This is a genomic window from Profundibacterium mesophilum KAUST100406-0324 (assembly GCF_009835145.1).
Classification (GTDB): domain Bacteria; phylum Pseudomonadota; class Alphaproteobacteria; order Rhodobacterales; family Rhodobacteraceae; genus Profundibacterium; species Profundibacterium mesophilum.
On sequence record NZ_APKE01000015.1, the window covers coordinates 36,417 to 54,885 of the forward strand.

19 protein-coding genes and 1 tRNA gene are annotated in these 18,469 nt (G+C 65.7%); 12 read left to right on the top strand and 8 right to left on the bottom strand.

Going from position 1 to position 18,469, the window contains the following annotated elements; all coding sequences use genetic code 11:
• Positions 1-54 precede the first annotated feature (54 nt).
• The 3 genes from PMES_RS06990 (at position 55) to PMES_RS07000 (ending at position 1,948) form a co-directional block, all read left to right on the top strand.
• Entirely contained in the window at positions 55-222 is a 168-nt protein-coding gene (locus PMES_RS06990; RefSeq protein ID WP_159964855.1) for a hypothetical protein, read from the top strand.
• Positions 219-455: a hypothetical protein gene (locus PMES_RS06995; RefSeq protein ID WP_159964856.1), complete on the top strand. Its 237-nt coding sequence runs from the start codon at positions 219-221 to the stop codon at positions 453-455. The genes PMES_RS06990 and PMES_RS06995 overlap by 4 nt, the downstream gene beginning before the upstream one ends.
• A 212-nt stretch (positions 456-667) precedes the next feature.
• Positions 668-1,948, top strand: a complete 1,281-nt coding sequence (locus PMES_RS07000) for a DegT/DnrJ/EryC1/StrS family aminotransferase (protein ID WP_159964857.1) — start codon at positions 668-670, stop codon at positions 1,946-1,948.
• Positions 1,949-2,008: 60 nt separating this feature from the next.
• Here the strand turns inward: PMES_RS07000 and PMES_RS07005 are convergent, their stop codons facing one another.
• Positions 2,009-3,604 (bottom strand): hypothetical protein, encoded by a 1,596-nt coding sequence (locus PMES_RS07005; protein ID WP_159964859.1) that lies wholly within the window; start codon positions 3,602-3,604, stop codon positions 2,009-2,011.
• 431 nt (positions 3,605-4,035) lie between these two features.
• Between PMES_RS07005 and rpsA the strand changes: the two genes are divergently transcribed.
• The 7 genes from rpsA to PMES_RS07040 all read left to right on the top strand — a co-directional run bounded on the left by rpsA (position 4,036) and on the right by PMES_RS07040 (position 10,319).
• Positions 4,036-5,712, top strand: a complete 1,677-nt coding sequence (gene rpsA, locus PMES_RS07010; protein ID WP_159964861.1) for a 30S ribosomal protein S1 — start codon at positions 4,036-4,038, stop codon at positions 5,710-5,712.
• Between the two features lie 392 nt (positions 5,713-6,104).
• Positions 6,105-6,386, top strand: coding sequence for an integration host factor subunit beta (gene ihfB / locus PMES_RS07015; protein ID WP_159964862.1), 282 nt, complete (start codon positions 6,105-6,107; stop codon positions 6,384-6,386).
• A 7-nt stretch (positions 6,387-6,393) separates the two neighbouring features.
• Positions 6,394-6,753, top strand: a complete 360-nt coding sequence (locus PMES_RS07020; RefSeq protein WP_159964863.1) for a LapA family protein — start codon at positions 6,394-6,396, stop codon at positions 6,751-6,753.
• 9 nt (positions 6,754-6,762) lie between these two features.
• Positions 6,763-7,404 carry a phosphoribosylanthranilate isomerase gene (locus PMES_RS07025; protein ID WP_159964865.1) on the top strand — a complete coding sequence of 214 codons (642 nt, stop codon included), beginning with the start codon at positions 6,763-6,765 and terminating at the stop codon, positions 7,402-7,404.
• Positions 7,401-7,811, top strand: coding sequence for a tryptophan synthase subunit beta (locus tag PMES_RS07030; protein WP_236549726.1), 411 nt, complete (start codon positions 7,401-7,403; stop codon positions 7,809-7,811). The genes PMES_RS07025 and PMES_RS07030 overlap by 4 nt, the downstream gene beginning before the upstream one ends.
• An 87-nt stretch (positions 7,812-7,898) precedes the next feature.
• Entirely contained in the window at positions 7,899-9,125 is a 1,227-nt protein-coding gene (gene trpB, locus PMES_RS07035) for a tryptophan synthase subunit beta (protein ID WP_159964867.1), read from the top strand.
• A 234-nt stretch (positions 9,126-9,359) separates the two neighbouring features.
• Positions 9,360-10,319, top strand: a complete 960-nt coding sequence (locus PMES_RS07040) for a DUF7282 domain-containing protein (protein WP_159964868.1) — start codon at positions 9,360-9,362, stop codon at positions 10,317-10,319.
• A gap of 120 nt (positions 10,320-10,439) precedes the next feature.
• On the opposite strand, the gene PMES_RS07045 is transcribed toward PMES_RS07040, so the two are convergent.
• From PMES_RS07045 to lipB, 7 genes are all read right to left on the bottom strand, one after another.
• Complete coding sequence (locus tag PMES_RS07045; protein ID WP_159964870.1) at positions 10,440-10,823, bottom strand: DUF2237 family protein; 384 nt, start codon at positions 10,821-10,823, stop codon at positions 10,440-10,442.
• Between the two features lie 31 nt (positions 10,824-10,854).
• Positions 10,855-11,577, bottom strand: coding sequence for an aminoacyl-tRNA hydrolase (pth, locus tag PMES_RS07050; protein ID WP_159964871.1), 723 nt, complete (start codon positions 11,575-11,577; stop codon positions 10,855-10,857).
• Positions 11,578-11,859: 282 nt separating this feature from the next.
• Positions 11,860-12,507 (bottom strand): 50S ribosomal protein L25/general stress protein Ctc, encoded by a 648-nt coding sequence (locus tag PMES_RS07055; protein WP_159964873.1) that lies wholly within the window; start codon positions 12,505-12,507, stop codon positions 11,860-11,862.
• A 189-nt stretch (positions 12,508-12,696) separates the two neighbouring features.
• A complete protein-coding gene (locus PMES_RS07060; RefSeq protein ID WP_159964874.1) occupies positions 12,697-13,866 on the bottom strand; it encodes an alpha-hydroxy acid oxidase in 1,170 nt (389 codons plus the stop codon).
• A 61-nt stretch (positions 13,867-13,927) separates the two neighbouring features.
• Positions 13,928-14,458 (bottom strand): DUF2244 domain-containing protein, encoded by a 531-nt coding sequence (locus tag PMES_RS07065; protein ID WP_159964875.1) that lies wholly within the window; start codon positions 14,456-14,458, stop codon positions 13,928-13,930.
• 4 nt (positions 14,459-14,462) lie between these two features.
• Positions 14,463-16,136, bottom strand: coding sequence for a cytochrome c oxidase subunit I (gene ctaD / locus PMES_RS07070; RefSeq protein ID WP_159964877.1), 1,674 nt, complete (start codon positions 16,134-16,136; stop codon positions 14,463-14,465).
• 224 nt (positions 16,137-16,360) lie between these two features.
• Entirely contained in the window at positions 16,361-17,014 is a 654-nt protein-coding gene (gene lipB / locus PMES_RS07075; protein ID WP_159964879.1) for a lipoyl(octanoyl) transferase LipB, read from the bottom strand.
• Positions 17,015-17,210: 196 nt separating this feature from the next.
• Here lipB and PMES_RS07080 point away from each other — a divergent pair.
• Together PMES_RS07080 and glpX are read left to right on the top strand one after the other, a co-directional pair.
• Positions 17,211-17,297, top strand: a tRNA-Leu gene (locus PMES_RS07080).
• A 166-nt stretch (positions 17,298-17,463) separates the two neighbouring features.
• The gene (gene glpX / locus PMES_RS07085) at positions 17,464-18,429 is read left to right on the top strand and encodes a class II fructose-bisphosphatase (protein WP_159964880.1); all 966 of its coding nucleotides are present in this window, start codon (positions 17,464-17,466) and stop codon (positions 18,427-18,429) included.
• The last annotated feature ends 40 nt before the right edge of the window (positions 18,430-18,469 follow it).

Genomic DNA, 18,469 nt, shown 5'->3' on the forward strand with positions numbered 1-18,469 from the left:
AGAGCGCCCGTGCCGATTATTGGTCATGCTTGCCAAATAAGCAAGGTTTCACGCATGGAACGCCATTTCATCGAATATTTCGCGCAATTTTCATCGGAGATTCACGCGCCACTCACGCGCCATTCGCTGCGGGGGCGCATGGTGGTGGCATCCCGCAACGAGCGTCACGGCATCGGACAGGCGGGAGAGGACCGATGCCCCAACAGGAAGATGGAACAATGACCACACGCATCATCACCACCGCCATCATCGCGATCCTGGCCACCGGCACCGCGGTGAGCGCCCAGTCGCTCTACCCGCGTCCCGTCATCTCCATGACGACGCCCGTGGTGCGCGATTGCACCCAGCTCGAGCGCAGCGCCGGCGTCACCGAGGAGCAATGCGGCACCCTCACGGTCTCCCAGATCATGCTGATTGCCGAACCGGCCAAGGCCGACACGCCCTCCGATGACTGACATGCTTTCCCGGCGGGACCCGGAGCATCAGGCGCCGGGCCCCGCCAGGCCGTTCGCGCGGTCCTCGCCGGAAGCGCCCGCGCCGCGTTTCGAAAAGACCGCATTTGACATGAGAAGCGTCAGGGCGGACCATTGCCGCATTCAGGACGCAGGATATTTGACGGCACGCAGGTCACGCGCCGTGCCACCAATCCCTTCTACGGGAGATTTTCATGCCAAGATTCGACAATTCGGAAATCGCGGCCCTCGGTGAGGTGCTCCGCGGCGATTCGCTGTGGCCCTACGCCTTTGGAACGATCTGGGCCGATCCGCTGCGCGGCGCCCTGGAACAGATCGGCACCGATTTCGCGCAGGAGGGCGAAAGCCCGCGCTGCGTGGTGCCCACCTCATCCGGGACGGCCAGTATCCATGTCGCGCTTGGCGGGCTGGGCATCCCCGCTGGGGCGGAGGTCATCGTGCCGCCGATCACCGACATGGGCAGCATCATGCCGGTGATCTTCCAGAACGCCATCCCCGTCTTCGCCGATCTCGATCCGCGAAGGGGGCTCCTCACGCCGCAGACCGTCGCCGATGCGATCACCGAACGCACCCGCGCGGTAATCGCCGTGCATCTGTCCGGCACGCCCGTCGATATCGAGGGCATCATCGAGGTCTGCCGCGCGGCCCAGGCCCGCCACGGCCATCCGATCCGCGTCATCGAGGATTGCGCCCAGGCGCTGGGCGCGACACTGAATGGCCGCCCCTTGGGCAGTTTCGGCGACGCGGGATGCTTCAGCCTGAACACCTGGAAGCATCTGACCTGCGGGGAGGGCGGTTTCGTGGTGCTGCGCGATGCCGATCACCGCGCGCCTTGCATGCTCTTTGCCGACAAGCATCGCGACAGGCTGGGCCAGCCCGAGAGTTCCTACCAGGGATCGGGGCTGAACTACCGGGCGAGCCTGATCGATGGTGCGATGCTGTCGGCACAGCTTCAGGAGCTGGACAGGATCGCGCAGGCGCGCAACGCCATCGGTCAGCTTGCCGATGCGCGGCTGGCGCAGATCGAAGGGGTGACGCCACAGCCGCATCTGGCCGGTGCCTTCGCGACCTATTTCATGGTGATGTTCCGCCTGGAGGCGGTCGAGGCGGAGCGCAAGAGGGATATCCTGTCGCATGTGCGGGGGGCGCTGGGCGAGGGGGCGCGGCTCCGGCTCGGCGGGACCTATAGCGATCTCATCTATCGCAGCGGGGTCTTCATGCGGAAGGCCTTCTTCAACGCGGACACGGCCCCCGGCGATGCCATGCCGCTCTGGCCGGCCGAGCTTGCCGCGCAAGAGCTTGAACGCCGCGGACAATACGGTGCGTCGGTCGCCTACGACTACCGCACGGTCTGTTGCCCGGGCGCCGAGGATTACGCTGCGAATTCTTTCTGCCTGCAATTGCAATGGAATACCGGTGAGAGCGATATCGAAGCGGTGACGGATGCCTTTGCCGAGGCCATACGGGCAGCGTGATGCCAAGGGTCCGGCGGCAGGGCGCGAAGGGCCGCTGCCGCCGGACCATCCGCGAGAAGCCTAACGCACGGGCTCCCCAAGCGCGGGTTGCTCAGGCGTGTTCTCTTCAGGCGTGCGCTCTTCAGGCACGGGGCCCTCGCGTGTCAGGGGAACGAACTTGCGCCGCAGGTAGCCCTGCAGCTGCGACACCTCCTCGGGCGATGCCGGCAATTCGAGCCCGGAAGGAATCCCGGCGACCACCGGCGGACCGAGGCGCCCGAACTCCGCCTCCAGGCCGCCGGGCCAATCCGGGCGGCGCAGCAGCTCCGGGGCGCAAAGGGCGGCATGACCCTCGGGGTCGAGCAGGCCGTTGCGCGCGGTATAACCGGGATCGCGCGTTTGCGTGCAATAGCTGATCAGCCCCATCGCCACCTGCAGGGAGGTGCCGGTGGCGACGTGGCGCGGGCTGCGGGTGCCGCACGGAACGTCCGAACCGGGCGGCGTGCCGAAGGGCGTGCCCGGTGCGAGGTTGCGGAAATAGCAGGCCGTCTGCTCCGCCGAGAGCCCTTTTTGCGGCCAGGGAATGCTTCGGTCGGGGGTGATCCTGTCGAACTGCGCGTTGCCATGACAGGACAGGCAGGAGCTGTCGGGATTGTCGACAGGCCCGTTCATCCGTCCCTCGTAACCGTAAGGGCGAGGATCGCCGCTCTTGTCCTCGAGCATCAGGCTCCCGGCGGCGAAGACGCTCTGCTCGATCTCGTTGCCCCAGGTGAGGCCGAGGGGCCGCAGGCTGTCCCAGCCCGGAGCATGCCCGGCGGAGGCATCCATGACGAGGGTGCCGTAGATCCAGCCGCTCGAGGTCTGCATCCCGGTGCGGGCCGTGATCAGCGCGGCGGGCAGGCGCACGGCGATGTCGAATTGCAGCAGGTTGAGCACGGCAAGGCGCAGCGCGAGCGTCTTGTCATGCCCGGCAAAGGTCCGTGCCGCGGAGACCGGCTTGCCGGAAAGTGTCATGTCGTCATGGATCATGGCACGGATCGTCGGAGCCCCTTCGAGAAAAGGGGCCTCTTGTGCGGTGGCCTCGCTGTAGAGCGGTTTGGCGATCACCGTGCCGACCGGGAAATCGATGACCGTCACATCGGGTGCTTGGCTGCCATCGCCCCAGACGCGGGCCAGGGTCGTGGCGCCGGGCCGGTTGAAGAAGCTCACGGCCCAGTTCTGCACCTCCTCATGCTGCAACGGGCCAAGCTCGAAGGCGCGCGAGCTGCGCTCGCGCGTCAGGCCGTTCAGAGGCTCTCGGCCGTACTCTCCCACGCACATCCAGGGCGCGTGATACCAGTCGCGATGGGTGTTCTCCCGCAAATTCCAGCGGGTCCGGTCCATGCCCTCGAGCACATGATCCAAGAGCGAAAGGAGAAAGCGATCGGGCTCCACGACGAAGTCGATCTGCTCCCAGGGACGCGGCTCGGATGCGGTGCCGGCGGAGGGCGCGGGGTAGTCGACGCGCGGAAGGAAGCGCGGACCCGGCACGCCGGGCGGAAGTTGCGCATTCACCAGATCATGGCAAAAGCGGCTCTGCACCGCGTCAAAGGGGGCGGAATGCGCGGCGCCCGGTGTCCAGAGCGCGGCGCTCAGCGCGGCAAAGGCGGCAATGCGGCGAAAGTTCCCGTGATCCATGGCGAGCATCCCTCCGGCGCCCGCCGCCGCCGCGCGCCGCGCTGGGCGCCGCCGCGATGCGGGCATCGTCCCCGCGTCAGGTTCCTTGAACGGGCAGGGCCCGGGGGACATCGCGGGCCGGCTGCGTGTTCGAGCCTAGCACGATTGCCGCGATTCGGCGCGTGCGCCGCCGCGCGCCTCGCGAAAGAGGCGCCGTTTCGGTGCGCCGCGTGCACCGGGCGCACCTTGCCATATGCACTTGTGCGGCCTATACGGACGCTGTCGACGCGGCGGGACAAAGCGGCGCGGCAGAGGTGCGGGGCAGGGCTGGACGCGATCCGGCCCTTTTGCCTTGTGCCATTTGCCCGTCATCCGCCACTGACCAAACCCAAGACCGGCGGAGACAACCGCTTGGCCAGTGAAAAGCGAAAACCGAAGGAAATCCTACGCTTATGAGCGCTAATACATCCATGGAGGAATTCGAAGCCCTCCTGAACGAAAGCTTCGAAATCGATACGCCCGACGAGGGCTCCGTCGTCAAGGGCCGCGTCATCGCGGTCGAGGCCGGCCAGGCCATCATCGACGTGGGCTACAAGATGGAAGGCCGTGTCGACCTGAAGGAATTCGCCAATCCGGGCGAAGCTCCCGAGATCGAGGTCGGCGACGAGGTCGAAGTCTATCTCCGCCAGGTCGAGAACGCCCGCGGCGAAGCCGTGATCTCCCGCGAGATGGCCCGCCGCGAAGCGGCCTGGGACCGCCTCGAGAAGGCCTATGCCGACGAGAACCGCGTCGAAGGCGCGATCTTCGGCCGCGTCAAGGGCGGCTTCACCGTCGATCTCGGCGGCGCCGTGGCCTTCCTGCCCGGCTCCCAGGTCGATGTGCGCCCGGTGCGCGATGCCGGCCCGCTCATGGGCCTCAAGCAGCCGTTCCAGATCCTCAAGATGGACCGCCGCCGCGGCAACATCGTCGTCTCGCGCCGCGCGATCCTCGAGGAAAGCCGCGCCGAGCAGCGCGCCGAGGTCATCGGCAAGCTGCATGAGGGCATGGCCGTCGACGGCGTGGTCAAGAACATCACCGAATACGGCGCCTTCGTCGATCTGGGCGGTGTCGATGGTCTGCTGCACGTGACCGACATGGCATGGCGCCGCGTCAACCACCCCTCCGAGATCCTCGCGATCGGCGAGACGGTGAAGGTGCAGGTCATCAAGATCAACAAGGACACCCACCGTATCAGCCTCGGCATGAAGCAGCTGCAGGACGATCCGTGGGATACGGTCGAGTCGAAGTTCCCGCTGGATTCGGTCCACAAGGGCCGTGTCACGAACATCACCGATTACGGTGCGTTCGTCGAGCTGGAGCCCGGCGTCGAGGGCCTCGTGCACGTCTCCGAGATGTCCTGGACCAAGAAGAACGTCCATCCCGGCAAGATCGTCTCCACCTCCCAGGAGGTCGAGGTCATGGTGCTGGAGATCGACACCCAGAAGCGCCGCGTCTCGCTTGGCCTCAAGCAGACCATGCGCAACCCGTGGGAAGTCTTCGCCGAGACCCATCCCGAGGGCACGCAGGTCGAGGGCGAGGTCAAGAACATCACCGAATTCGGTCTGTTCGTCGGCCTCGAGGGCGATATCGACGGCATGGTCCACCTCTCCGATCTCAGCTGGGACCAGCGCGGCGAAGAGGCGATCCAGTCCTATCAGAAGGGCGATACCGTCCAGGCCGTGGTCACCGAGACCGATGTCGACAAGGAGCGTATCTCGCTGAGCATCAAGGCGCTCGACGACAGCTTCACCGGTGCAACCGAGGGCGTGAAGCGCGGCTCGATCATCACCGTCGAGGTGACGGCGATCGAGGATGGCGGGATCGAGGTGGAATACGAGGGCGCCAAGTCCTTCATCCGCCGCTCCGACCTCAGCCGTGACCGCTCCGAGCAGCGCCCCGAGCGCTTCACGGTCGGCGACAAGATCGACGTGCGGGTCACCAATGTCGATCAGAAGTCCCGTCGTCTCGGCCTGTCGATCAAGGCACGCGAGATCGCCGAAGAGAAGGAAGCGGTCGAGCAGTATGGCTCCTCCGATTCGGGTGCGTCGCTTGGCGACATCCTCGGCGCCGCGCTCAAGGGCGACGACTGATACCCTTGCAACGGTGCCGTCCGCGCGGCGCGGTCGGCACCAGCAAGGATGACGGCAAGACAGCGCCCCGCATCGAAGGATGCGGGGCGCTTTCGTTCGCGCGCGGGCTGTCCGCGATGAGGCCGGACGGCTTGCGCGGCGCGGAAGGTGGCCCGGGCGCCGGGACGGGCCGCACGCGGCGCGGCCAATGTCGCCCGCGAAGGGCAGGGGCTGTTGCCGCCCTCGCGGCAACCGCGCGAAACCTTGCCTTATTTCAGAACATTAGGAGGAGGATTTCGCATGAAGTGCTGCGGCTTCTGTTTCCCATCGCGCAATTTCGCCCTATAGTTTGCTCAAGCCAAACGAAACGCGAAGTCGTCGTAAAAATAACACAGATCAAGGGGAGCTGGCTGATGATCCGGTCCGAACTGATCCAGAAAATCGCGGATGAGAATCCGCATCTCTACCAGCGGGATGTCGAGCGGATCGTGAACACCATCTTCGAGGAAATCATCAATACAATGGCCCGGGGTGACCGGGTCGAGTTGCGCGGGTTCGGGGCATTCTCGGTCAAGAAGCGTGATGCACGTGTGGGCCGGAACCCAAGGACCGGCGAATCGGTTCAGGTCGAGGAAAAGCACGTGCCGTTCTTCAAGACCGGCAAGCTTCTGCGCGACCGCCTGAACGAGGAATAAACCGAACATGCGCTATCTCCGTCTTGCCGTCGTGGCGATCCTCGCCATCCTTCTTGTCACGGTGGCTTTCGCCAACCGCTCCCCGGTGACGCTGCGGGTGCTGCCCGAAAGCATGGCCGGCTTCCTCGGCTGGTCCTGGCAGATCACCCTTCCGCTCTTCATGGTGATCCTCGCCGGTCTCACGCTGGGCCTGCTGATCGGGTTCGTCTGGGAGTGGCTGCGTGAGCACAAACATCGCAGCACCGCCCGCCACGAGGCCAAGAAGCGCCGCGAGCTGGAGCGCAATGTTGCCCGCGGAACGCCCAGGCGCCATAATGGCGGCGATGATGTGCTGGCGCTCCTTGAGGATGGCCGCACCCCGCATTAGATCGGCGGGATGAATGACATCCGTATCAAGATCTGTGGCCTGACCGAAAGTGCCGACATCCCCGCCGCGCTTCTGGCGGGGGCGGGCTATCTCGGTTTCGTGTTCTTCGAGCGCTCGCCGCGCAACCTCGCGATCGGGGATGCCGCCTTCCTCGCCGCCTCCGTGCCGCCGGGGGTGTGCAAGGTCGGCCTCGTGGTCGATCCGGATGACGCGGCACTCGATGCGATCATGGCGGATGTCCCGCTCGACATGCTGCAACTTCACGGCAAGGAAAGCCCGGAGCGTGTCGCCGAGATCCGCGACAGGGTCGGCTTGCCGATGATGAAGGCCGTGGGTATCGCGGATGAGGCGGATCTGCTCGCGATCGCCGATTACGGCCGCGTGGCCGACCAGCTTCTGATCGATGCGAAACCCCCGGTCTCCTCCGCGCTTCCCGGCGGCAACGGGCTGGCTTTCGACTGGCGCCTGATCGCCGGCCGCCGCTGGCCGGTACCGTGGATGCTGGCCGGTGGGCTCACGGCGCAAAATGTCGCCCAGGCAATTCGCCTGACCGGCGCGGCGCAGGTGGATGTCTCCTCGGGTGTCGAAGCCTCGCCCGGCCTTAAGGATGCGTCGAAAATGGCGGCCTTCTGCACGGCGGCACGGTCGTGACCGCCGATCACCCGCCGAAGGCCGCGCCGGGGCAGGGACCGGGCGGGCGCGGCATCGGCGGACGCTTCGCGCGGCGCTCTCCCGCGGACCGCGAGAAGGCCCGCCTGCGCCGGCAGATCGACGCGTTCAGCTCCAGCGATCCGCGCCTGCGCCGGATCATCGAGCCGGTCCTGCGTGACCGGGCGCGTTGGCTGCGCATTCCGCTGGCCGGCCTTCTGGTCCTGGGCAGCTTCGCGGCGATCCTTCCGGTCTTCGGGCTGTGGATGTTCCCACTCGGCTTCCTCCTGCTGGCGATCGACCTGCCGGCGCTGCGTCCCGCGGTAAACGCATCGCTGATTTATGGTCGGCGGCGGCAGCGGGCTCTGCTGCGCTGGTGGCGAGCCAAGCGCGGCCAGCAGGACCCTTGAGGGCTGAGCGGCCCTTTACCGGACCTGCCGCTGAGGATAGATCAGCAAGGCGACCCCAGATGCCCGCATCCCGAGGAGACAGGCCCCATGCCGGATGAATTGTTCAACAGCTTCATGACCGGTCCGGACGAGAACGGACGGTTCGGCGATTTCGGGGGGCGCTTCGTCAGCGAGACCCTGATGCCGCTGATCCTCGAGCTGGAGCGGCAATACGAGCATGCCAAGACCGACCAGTCCTTCTGGGACGAGATGCAGGATCTGTGGACCCATTACGTCGGCCGGCCCAGCCCGCTCTATTTTGCCGAGCGCCTCACGGAGCATCTGGGCGGCGCGAAGGTCTATCTCAAGCGCGATGAGCTGAACCATACCGGCGCGCACAAGATCAACAACGTGCTGGGACAGATCATCCTCGCGCGGCGGATGGGCAAGAAGCGCATTATCGCCGAGACGGGAGCAGGGCAGCACGGCGTGGCGACGGCGACGGTCTGCGCCAAGTTCGGCCTGCAATGCGTCGTCTACATGGGCGCACACGATGTCGAACGGCAGGCACCCAACGTCTTCCGCATGCGCCTTCTGGGGGCCGAGGTGGTCCCGGTGACCTCGGGGCGCGGCACGCTCAAGGACGCGATGAACGACGCGCTGCGCGACTGGGTGACGAATGTGCGCGACACGTTCTACTGCATCGGCACGGTGGCCGGGCCGCATCCCTATCCTGCGATGGTCCGCGACTTCCAGGCGATCATCGGCAAGGAGGCCAAGGAGCAGATGCAGGCCGCCGAGGGGCGCCTGCCCGATACGCTGGTGGCGGCCATCGGTGGCGGCTCGAACGCGATGGGGCTCTTCTATCCCTTCCTCGATGACAAGGATGTGCAGATCATCGGCGTCGAGGCGGGCGGCAAGGGGGTCGATGTCGAGATGCAGCATTGCGCCTCGCTGACCGGCGGGCGGCCCGGCGTGCTGCATGGCAACAGGACCTACCTGCTGCAGGACGATGACGGGCAGATCCTCGAGGGCTTCTCGATCTCGGCGGGGCTCGACTATCCGGGGATCGGACCGGAGCATTCGTGGCTCCACGATATCGGCCGGGCCGAATACGTGGCGATCACCGATGCCGAGGCACTCGAGGCGTTCCAGCTATGCTGCGCCATGGAGGGGATCATCCCGGCGCTCGAGCCCAGCCACGCACTTGCCCATGTGACCAAGATCGCCCCCGAGCTGCCGCGCGATCACATCATTTGCATGAACATGTGCGGGCGCGGGGACAAGGACATCTTCACGGTTGCGAAGGCGCTTGGAATCGACATGAACGGCTGACCGCCGAAAGCCTGTGTATCGAGGGGCAGGCGCCCGACGAGGGCGCCCGACGAGGGCGCCTAAGGCGGGGAGGCGGGCGAGATGTAGTCTGGTGGCGTAGGTCCGCCCATACCGATGCCCGCGCCGGTTCCGATGGCACGGGTATCGGCAATATCACGCAAGCATGATCTGCTGCATGCAACCGGACGGCGCGATCCGTGTTGTGGTGTCAACTGACACTTGGAGGTTCATATAATGACCCGTTTCACAACCGCGACCGCAATCCTTGCCGCCCTGACCGCCAGCGCCGCCTCGGCGCAGACGATGATCAACACCGATGGTGCAAGCTTCAAGGGTTCCACCGTCCGGTTCCAGAACATCGAAGCCCCGAACAAGGGCTACCTGGTGATCCATGCGACCGAAAACGGCGAAGCCGTTGTTCCGGGCTCGCTGGGCCATGCGATGCTCGAAGCCGGAACGAATGACGAGGTCCGGATCGACATCGGCGAGGAATTCGAAGCCGACACGACCTATGTCGCCATGATGCACGACGAAACCAACGGCAATGACAGCTATGACTTCGGCGAAGGCTCCACCGATGTCGATACCCCGACCATGTCGGGCGACAACGCCGTCACGCGAGAGTTCATCGTCAGCAAGGCCATGCTTTCGGGCTCCGCTGCCGATCAGAACAACAACGAAGCGGACCGCGATGCCGATGACGTTGCCCAGGGTCTCGACAACGGCATGTCCGAGAACGAATCCTCCGACGACGGGCAGATGAAGGACCATGACGGTATGTCCAAGGACGGCGACATGGACATGGACACCAACATGTCCGTCGATGCCGATGGCGTCGATCACTCGATGATGATGCCCTCGGTCACGTCCGAGCAGATCCGCATCTCCGGCAACAAGGCGACCTTCTCGCAGGTCCATGCCAGCCAGAACGGCTATCTCGTGGTGCATGCCGTCGAGAACGGTGAGCCCGTGGTCCCCGGTGCGCTTGGCCATACCTCGGTCGATGCCGGCATCTCCGAAGATGTCACCGTGACGATCGATGCACCCTTCGAGAAGGGCACGAGCTACGTCGCGATGCTGCATACCGAAACGAATGGCAACGACATGTATGAGTTCGGCGAAGGCATGACCGATGTCGACGTCCCGGCCATGGCCGACGGTCAGCCGGTCGTTCTGAGCTTCACCAACAAGTAAGCGCGATCGAGCGTCCCGCCCCCGTTAGGGGCGGGCCCAAAGGGGGGGGTGTCCGGCTTGGCCGGGCACCCTTTTCTACATTGCGGCAAAGGGTGACTGCACGGCGATCCCGATCCGCGATCAGCAGCCGCCCTTCGGCACGGAACGCGCCTTGAGCAGGGCAAGGGGGACGACGCGCAGGGCATTGACATGGCAGGCCTCGAGCATGATCCGGGGCGATACGCCCTCGTCATGCGCTTGCATGAACCGCGCCGCGCACAGGCACCAGCGATCACCCGCCTTCAGCCCCGAGAAGCCGAATTCCGGTCGCGGCGTGCTCAGGTCGTTGCCCAGATATTTCGAGTAGGCGAGAAACTCGTCGGTCATCACGGCACAGACGGTATGGCTTCCCGCATCCTCTGCGCAGGTATTGCACGAGCCGTCTCGGAAGAAGCCGGTCAATGGCTCATGCGAACAGGGCGCGAGCGGTCCCCCGAGAACGTTGACCGGATCATCGCGTTTCATCGGATGCGTCCCCTTCGTTCATGTTTCGCGGTTACTTGAACCGATCGACGAGCTTTTGCATAGGGCTCCGCGTGTCATCGGCGGGGGGATGCTCATCGCGCGGGGGCGGGGCGGTGGCGGGCGCCGCGGCCGCGGGACGCGCGGTCTTGCTGCCCTTCGGCCCCAAGGTCCCGCCGCCCGAGCGCGGGGGCGAGAGGTGCTTCGCGACGGCATTCAGGAAGCCGGGACCGTCGCCGGCGGCAAGGACGGGCGCACCGTCGGAGAGGCCCGCGAGCATCCGCTCGAGCCAGTCCTGCTCGGCTTTCGCGAAATCGCGCAGCACGTAGCCCGAAACCGCGTCCTTGTGACCCGGATGGCCGATGCCCATCCTGATACGTTGGTAGTCCGGACCGATATGCTGGTGCAGCGAGCGCAGACCATTGTGCCCGGCATGGCCTCCACCCGCCTTGAGCTTGAGCTTGCCCGGTGCGAGGTCCAGCTCGTCGTGGAAGACACTTATGTCGGCGGCAGTGAGCTTGTGAAAACGGGCGGCCTCGCCCGCAGGTTGCCCAGACAGGTTCATGAAGCTGCCCGGCTTGAGCAGAAGCACCTTCTCGCCGCCGAGCTGTCCTTCGCTGATCAGCCCCTGGAACTTGGAACGCCAGGCGGAGAACCCGTGATCCTCGGCGATCCGTTCGACCGCCATGAAGCCGATATTGTGCCGGTTGCCGGCATATTTCGCACCCGGGTTTCCCAGTCCGACGAATAGGCGCATGGCGGAACTCTCTTCTGTTGACGGCCGGAATCGGGGAGGGCGCGCAAGGCCCAGGAGATCACCGGATTTGGGCGGCGGGCTGCGCGGCCCTTCGGATGCGCGGATCGGCCCTTAAGGGGGGGAGCGGGGAGTGTCGACCCGGCGAAGTATAGCCCCCGAAAGTGCCGTGTCCAAGTCCGCGGCGCGGCCCCATCGCCGGACATGCAAACGGCGCGCCAGCCAAAGCGGCGCGCCGTCTCGAAGCGTGACGTCCGTTCCGCGGATTGCGGAACGGCGCGCCGATCAGGCGTCGTCGCCGTCGACCTCGATCGCCGGAACCTCGTCGGCATCGACTTCGTCCTCATCGGCGGCGGCAACCAGACCGGAGGGCGCGGAGATGTTCGCGATCACGAAGTCGCGGTCGATCGTGGCGCGGGTGCCCTTGGGCAGGTCCACCATGGAGATCGTCAGCGTGTCGCCGATCTCGAGATCGGCCACCGAGGCGGTGATCTTCTCGGGGATGTCGCCGGCGGTGCAGCGCAGCTCGACCTCGGGACGCACCATGGTCAGAACGCCGCCCTTCTTGATGCCGGGGGCTTCTTCCTCGCCCTCGATCTCGACGGGGATGAAGAGGCTGACGCGGCTGGTGCGGCGCAGGCGCATGAAGTCGACATGGGTCGGCAAGTCCTTGACCACATCGCGCTGGACGCTGCGGCAGATGACGCGGACGTCTTCCTGGCCTTCGACCTTGAGGTTGAAGAGGGTGCTGAGGAAGCGCCCGGCCTTCAGTTTCTTGACCAGCTCGTTATAGGGCAGGTTGATCGAGACGGGCTCTTCGCCGCCTCCGTAGACGACGCCGGGCACGAGCCCGTCGCGGCGAGCTTGACGGGCGGCCCCCTTGCCTGTCCCCGTCCGTGCCAGCGCCTCGATGTCTGGTGTTTGGCCAGCCATGGTTATTCTCCTGAAAACTGCGATAAAGGACGGCCTCCAAGGGTGTCCGTCCATGAGCGCGTGCGTATAGGGCAAAATCGCGGGTTTGCAAAGGCGAATCGCGAAGGCCCGCGAGCGCCCATACCATGTCGCGGCCGCCCCCCGATCCATGGCCGCCGCGGCCGGAAGGCCGGCGCCCGCGGCCTTCGGTCAGGCGCGCGAGGCCCAGCGGTGGAAGGCCTCGTCGACCAGCAGCACGTCGCGGTCGAGCCCTTCGACCGACTTGCGCCCGCACAGTGCCATCGACAGGTCGAGCTCGCGGTGGATCACCTCGAGTGCGCGGGTCACGCCCGCCTCGCCCATCGCGCCGAGACCGTAGATGAAAGCGCGGCCGATATAGGTTCCTTGCGCCCCCATCGCGAGCGCTTTCAGCACGTCCTGGCCCGAGCGGATGCCGCCATCGACATGGATCTCGACATCGTCGCCGACGGCCGAGACGATCTGCGGCAGCATCCTGATCGAGCTGAGCGCGCCGTCGAGCTGCCGCCCGCCATGGTTCGACACGATGATCGCATCGGCACCGACATCGAGCGCCATGCGCGCATCCTCGGCGTCGAGTATGCCCTTCAGGATCAGCTTGCCGCCCCATTTTTCCTTGATGCGCCGCACCTTTTCCCAGTCGAGCTGCGGGTCGAACTGCTGCGCGGTCCAGGCCATCAGCGAGTTGACGTTGCTCACCCCCTTGGCATGGCCGACGATATTGCCGAAATCGCGTCGCTTGGTGCGCAGCATGTCCATGCCCCAGCCCCACTTGGTCGCAAGATCGGCCATCACGCTGGGCGTCAGCTTGGGGGGGGCCGACAGGCCGTTCTTGAGATCCTTGTGACGCTGGCCCAGGATCTGCAGATCGAGCGTAAGCACCAGCGCCGAGCAGCCCGCATCCTTGGCGCGTTGGAGCATGCGGTCCACGAAATCTTCGTCCCGCATGACGTAGAGCTGGAACCAGAAGGGCTTGCTCGTATGGGCGGCGACATCCTCGATGGAGCAGATCGACATGGTCGAGAGGGTGAAGGGGACGCCGAATTTCTCGGCCGCGCGGGCGGCATGGATCTCGCCATCGGCGCGCTGCATTCCCGTCATGCCGACGGGGGCGAGGGCGACGGGCATCGAAACATCCTCGCCGATCATCGTGCTGGCGGTGGAGCGGCCCTGCATGTCGACGGCGACCCTCTGGCGCAGTCGGATCAGGTCGAAATCGGTGCAGTTGTCCCGGAAGGTCTGTTCGGTCCAGCTTCCGCTCTCGCAATAATCGTAGAACATCTTGGGCACGCGCCGCTTGTAGATGCGCTTGAGGTCCTCGATTTCGGTGATCACTGGCATGACGTCTCCTCGGGCTGGTCAACAAGTCTTACCGGGGCGCCGGCGGGGCTGCAATCGCCCTTCAGCCGCCAAGCCTGGAGGTCAGTTCCGCATAAAGCGCCTTGCGCTCGTCGGGGCTGAGGAATGCACCGATCTCCACCTCGCGCCCGCTGCCGCGCAGGGTGACGTAATGGGAGACCGGTCCGCCCTTCTCATGCATCACGACCTTGACCCAATGGGGGTTGGCCTCCCATTCGAGCGGTTCGGCGCGGCGCGGCTCGCGCCGCGAGAGCAGGAGGCGATCCGGCCAGAGGCTGAGCACTTCGCGCACCTCGCCGTCGCGGTAGTTGCGCATGATCGCCCCCCAGAGCAGCCAGAGCGCGCCCATGACGAAAGGCAGGAGACCCCAGAGCACGGGCGTTCCCAGCAGCGGGATGACGGGGATCAGGATCATCGTGAACATGAAGCCGATCACCCAGGCGAAACCGCGTCGGGGCAGGGAGCGGTTGGGCCACAGATGGGCCACGGCCAGCGGCGGGGTGTCGCCGCTTGGCAAGAAGGCCCCGGCGGGTGCCGGGGCCTTCTGCGGTGATGTCATCCATTCGACGGGCATGGCGTCAATGTGCCGGGCCCTTGTCCCACTCGGACTGCTTGGGCAGGATCTCGAACGTGTGCTCGGGCGGCGGCGAGGGAAGGGTCCACTCGAGCGTGTCGGCATGCTCATTCCAGGGGTTGGCGAGGTTCACGCTCTTGCCCTTGACCAACACCCAGAAGGTCATCCCGATGAAGAACAGGAAGGAGGCAAAGGACAGGAAGGCGCCCCAGCTCGAGACCTGGTTCCACAGCGCGAAGGCGTCGGGATAGTCGATGTAGCGGCGGGGCATGCCCTGACGGCCCAGGAAGTGCTGGGGGAAGAAGGTCAGGTTGGCACCGATGAACATCGCCCAGAAATGCAGCTTGCCGGCCCATTCGGGATACATCTTGCCGGACATCTTGGGGAAGTAGAAATAGATGCCCGCGAAGATCGCGAAGACGGCGCCAAGGCTCATCACGTAATGGAAATGCGCCACGACGTAGTAGGTGTCGTGATAGGCGCGGTCCACCGCCGCCTGGCTCAGCACGATGCCGGTCACGCCGCCCATGGTGAAGAGGATCAGGAAGCCGAAGGCCCAGAGCATCGGGGTCTTCATCTCCACCGAGCCGCCCCACATGGTCGCGATCCAGGAGAAGATCTTGATGCCCGTGGGCACCGCGATCACCATGGTCGCCAGCATGAAGTAGGACTGCTGCGTCAGGGACATCCCGACCGTGTACATGTGGTGCGCCCAGACGACGAAGCCCAGCACGCCGATCGCGATCAGCGCCCAGACCATCGGCAGGTAGCCGAAGATGGGCTTGCGGCTGAAGGTGGCGATGACGTGGCTGATGATGCCGAAGCCGGGCAGGATCACGATGTAGACTTCGGGATGGCCGAAGAACCACAGGATATGCTGGTAGAGCACCGGATCGCCGCCGCCGGCGGGATCGAAGAAGGTGGTCCCGAAGTTGCGGTCGGTGAGCAGCATGGTGATGGCGCCCGCCAGGACGGGCAGCGACAGAAGGATCAGCCATGCGGTGACGAAGATCGACCAGGAGAAGAGCGGCACCTTGAACATGGTCATGCCGGGGGCACGCATGTTGAGGAAGGTGGTGATCATGTTGATCGCGCCCAGGATCGAGCTGGCGCCAGACAGGTGGACGGCGAAGATCGCCAGGTCGGTGGAGTAGCCGGCTTCCGTGGTGGAGAGCGGCGGATAGAGCACCCAGCCGATGCCGGAGCCGTTCTGGCCGTTTCCGCCCGGGCTGAAGACCGACAGGACCGCGAGCGAGACGCCGGCGACGAACATCCAGTAGCTGAGGTTGTTCATCCGCGGGAACGCCATGTCGGGCGCTCCGATCTGCAGCGGCATGAAGTAGTTGCCGAAGCCGCCGAAGAGCGCCGGGATCACGACGAAGAACATCATCAGGATGCCGTGGCCGGTGATCAGCACGTTCCACAGATGCCCGTTGGGCGTGCAGTCCGCGGCCGCCTGGGGCAGCAGGCTGGCGCCTTCGAGGCACATGTACTGAACGCCGGGGTTCATGAGTTCCATGCGCATGTAGACGGTGAACGCCACAGAGATGAAACCGACGAGGCCGGCGGTGAAGAGGTATAGAATACCAATGTCTTTATGGTTCGTGGACATGAACCAGCGGGTGAAGAAGCCCCGCTCGTCGTGTCCGTCATGGCCGTGAACGGCTGCGTCAGCCATCTTGTGCCTCCTGGTTCCCGTTGCGATCCCGGCCCGAGCTTTGGGCCCGGACGATTGCACAAGGGTTTAAAGCGCGCCTTGGCCTGCCGCAATGACACAAGGCGCCGCAGCGGGGGAAAAAATGTCGCGCCGTGCCGAAGTTGCGTCTCGGGTCATCGCGCGGGTGGGGCGGGGACGGAATGGCGGCGGGGTGCGGCCGCCGCGGGGCATCCGCGCGGCCCGCATCAGCCGCCGGCGAAGGCCTTCTCGAAGCTGCGGCGCAGCGCGGTGTCGAGATCGGACATCGTCACCGGCAGTCCCATGTCGACGAGCGAGGTCACCCCGTGGCCGCGGATGCCGCAAGGCACGATGCCGCTGAAATGCGACAGGTCGGGCTCTACATTGATCGAGATCCCGTGGAACGAGACCCAGCGGCGCAGGCGAACCCCGATCGCGGCGATCTTGTCCTCCCGCATCCGTCCGTCCGGCAGGGAAGGCTTGTCCGGCCGCTCGATCCACACGCCCACGCGGCCTTCGCGAATATGACCGGTCAGGTTGAACTCGGCCAGGGCCAGGATCACCCAGTTCTCCAGCTGCTGCACGAAACGGCGCACGTCGCGGCCCCGCGCGCCGACATCGAGCATGACGTAGATGACGCGCTGTCCGGGGCCGTGATAGGTGTATTGCCCGCCGCGGCGCACCTCGTGGACGGGGAAGCGGTCCGGGTCGGTCAGGTCGGCGGGATCGGCGCTCGTGCCCGCGGTGTAGAGCGGCGGATGTTCGAGGAGCCAGATCGTCTCGGGTGCGCGCCCCTCGCGGATGTCGCCGGCGCGCCGCTCCATGAAGTCGAGCGCCTCCTCATAGGGCACGAGACCGTCCGCCGTGATCCATTCAACCATGTGCCGTCCTCCGCCTTGCCGCAAGATCCCTGCATATCCGCGCGCCGCCGGACACGGAACGCGAAAATCGGCGGGGCTTCCGATGCCGCGGACCCGCCATCCGCGGGGGCGGGCGAAAAAACCTCTCGCGGGGCGGAAAAACCGCTTCACAACCCCCGCGCCCCACGATAGAAGCCCCGCACCAAGTCAGGACAGTGCGGTCGTGGCGGAATTGGTAGACGCGCAGCGTTGAGGTCGCTGTGGGGTAACACCCGTGGAAGTTCGAGTCTTCTCGACCGCACCAACTGGCTCTGACGAGAGCCTCGATGAGCCGCCCGCTGGGCGGCTTTCGTCGTTCCGGGGTGACGGCATCGGATCTTTGTGGGCGGTAACAGGGTTGGCTGGCGCGATCGGTCGGGGTAGACCGCATTGAACAGCCGTAAAGCCAAAGCATCGCAAGGAAATCTTCCATGTCCGAAGTCGCCGAATTCCATGATCGCATGTTGTCTCTGGGGCTCGCCCGTGTCTCCGAGGCCGCGGCGCTCGCCTCCGCGCGGATGATCGGTCGCGGTGACGAGAAGGCCGCCGACCAGGCCGCGGTCAACGCGATGCGCGAACAGCTCAACATGCTCGACATCGCCGGGGTGGTCGTGATCGGCGAGGGCGAGCGCGACGAGGCGCCGATGCTCTTCATCGGCGAGGAGGTCGGCACCGGCAACGGGCCGGCGGTGGATATCGCGCTTGATCCCCTCGAGGGCACCACGCTGACGGCGAAGGACATGCCGAACGCCCTGACCGTCATCGCGATGGGGCCGCGCGGCTCCATGCTCCATGCGCCGGACGTCTACATGGAAAAGCTGGCGATCGGGCCGGGCTTCCGCCGCGGCGTCGTCACGCTCGACATGAGCCCCGCCGAGCGGGTCAGCGCGCTGGCCTCGGCGAAGGGGGTGAGCACCGAGGACATCACCGTCTGCGTGCTCGAGCGGCCGCGCCACCAGGAGATGATCGAGGAGCTGCGCACCACCGGTGCTGCGATCCGGCTGATCACCGATGGCGATGTGGCGGGCATCATCCACACCGCCGAGGCGGAGCGGACCGGCATCGACATGTACATGGGTTCGGGCGGCGCGCCGGAGGGCGTGCTCGCGGCTGCGGCACTCAAATGCATGGGCGGGCAGATCTACGGCAAGCTGCTGTTCCGCGACGAGGACGAGAAGGGACGCGCGCGCAAGGCGGGGATCACCAATTTCGAGCGGGTCTACACGTTGGACGACATGGTGACCGCCGATGTGATCTTCGCCGCGACCGGGGTGACGGACGGCTCGATCCTGGCGGGGATCAAGCGCGAGCCGGGGGCGCTCACGGCGGAGACGATCCTGATGCGCTCCAAGACCGGGTCCGTGCGCAAGATGACCTATCGCAACCCCGTGCGCTGAGCGCATCGGGTTTGCCGCGGGGCATCGCGGGGTATAAGCA

Coding starts and splice junctions, on each gene's coding strand:
- PMES_RS06990 (WP_159964855.1), top strand. CDS start 55: ATGGAACGCCATTTCATCGAATATTTCGCGCAATTTTCATCGGAGATT.
- PMES_RS06995 (WP_159964856.1), top strand. CDS start 219: ATGACCACACGCATCATCACCACCGCCATCATCGCGATCCTGGCCACC.
- PMES_RS07000 (WP_159964857.1), top strand. CDS start 668: ATGCCAAGATTCGACAATTCGGAAATCGCGGCCCTCGGTGAGGTGCTC.
- PMES_RS07005 (WP_159964859.1), bottom strand. CDS start 3,604: ATGGATCACGGGAACTTTCGCCGCATTGCCGCCTTTGCCGCGCTGAGC.
- rpsA (WP_159964861.1), top strand. CDS start 4,036: ATGAGCGCTAATACATCCATGGAGGAATTCGAAGCCCTCCTGAACGAA.
- ihfB (WP_159964862.1), top strand. CDS start 6,105: ATGATCCGGTCCGAACTGATCCAGAAAATCGCGGATGAGAATCCGCAT.
- PMES_RS07020 (WP_159964863.1), top strand. CDS start 6,394: ATGCGCTATCTCCGTCTTGCCGTCGTGGCGATCCTCGCCATCCTTCTT.
- PMES_RS07025 (WP_159964865.1), top strand. CDS start 6,763: ATGAATGACATCCGTATCAAGATCTGTGGCCTGACCGAAAGTGCCGAC.
- trpB (WP_159964867.1), top strand. CDS start 7,899: ATGCCGGATGAATTGTTCAACAGCTTCATGACCGGTCCGGACGAGAAC.
- PMES_RS07040 (WP_159964868.1), top strand. CDS start 9,360: ATGACCCGTTTCACAACCGCGACCGCAATCCTTGCCGCCCTGACCGCC.
- PMES_RS07045 (WP_159964870.1), bottom strand. CDS start 10,823: ATGAAACGCGATGATCCGGTCAACGTTCTCGGGGGACCGCTCGCGCCC.
- pth (WP_159964871.1), bottom strand. CDS start 11,577: ATGCGCCTATTCGTCGGACTGGGAAACCCGGGTGCGAAATATGCCGGC.
- PMES_RS07055 (WP_159964873.1), bottom strand. CDS start 12,507: ATGGCTGGCCAAACACCAGACATCGAGGCGCTGGCACGGACGGGGACA.
- PMES_RS07060 (WP_159964874.1), bottom strand. CDS start 13,866: ATGCCAGTGATCACCGAAATCGAGGACCTCAAGCGCATCTACAAGCGG.
- PMES_RS07065 (WP_159964875.1), bottom strand. CDS start 14,458: ATGCCCGTCGAATGGATGACATCACCGCAGAAGGCCCCGGCACCCGCC.
- ctaD (WP_159964877.1), bottom strand. CDS start 16,136: ATGGCTGACGCAGCCGTTCACGGCCATGACGGACACGACGAGCGGGGC.
- lipB (WP_159964879.1), bottom strand. CDS start 17,014: ATGGTTGAATGGATCACGGCGGACGGTCTCGTGCCCTATGAGGAGGCG.
- glpX (WP_159964880.1), top strand. CDS start 17,464: ATGTCCGAAGTCGCCGAATTCCATGATCGCATGTTGTCTCTGGGGCTC.